The 552-nt window shown below is 58.2% G+C and carries 1 pseudogene; it reads left to right on the forward strand.

The features are described from left to right. Window positions 1-445, forward strand: a pseudogene (locus ABR397_RS23155) (type VI secretion system ATPase TssH); the annotation flags it as partial. Window positions 446-552: the final 107 nt, after the last annotated feature.

The following is a 552-nucleotide window of genomic DNA, read 5'->3' on the forward strand; positions in this document are numbered from 1 at the left end:
GGCGCTATTGGCGCAACAGCCTGACGCATCGAATGCCGCGTTGCATGAACTGTTGCATCCTGTGCTGCGGGATCACTTCCAGCCCGCCCTGCTGGCGCGCTTTCAGACGGTGATTTACCGCCCGTTACCGCCTGAGGCGCTCAAACGTATTGTCGACATCAAACTGGGGCAGGTGACCCAGCGACTCAATACCCATTATGGCCTGACCTGTCAGGTGGAAAGCGCCCTCGGTGACACGCTGGTCAGCGCCTGTCTGCTGCCGGACAGCGGCGCCCGCAATATCGACAGCCTGCTCAACCAGCAAATTTTGCCGGTGTTATCACAGGCGCTGCTGGAACGTCTGGCCCATCACCCTAAACCGGCCGGGGTGATATTGGGCGCCGATGAAACCGGTGAGATCACCCTGACATTCACTGAAACCGAGAAAACCGAGAGCCCGTCATGAACAACACCACCCCGGCGATCATCTTTGATCACAGCCGTTACAAACTGAAAGTCTGGAAAAATACCGCGCCGCTGGATGTGGTGGCGTTTAGCGGGCAGGAAGGCTTA

Origin of the sequence: Photorhabdus viridis, assembly GCF_040256935.1 — a bacterium.
Taxonomy (GTDB): Bacteria; Pseudomonadota; Gammaproteobacteria; order Enterobacterales; family Enterobacteriaceae; genus Photorhabdus; species Photorhabdus viridis.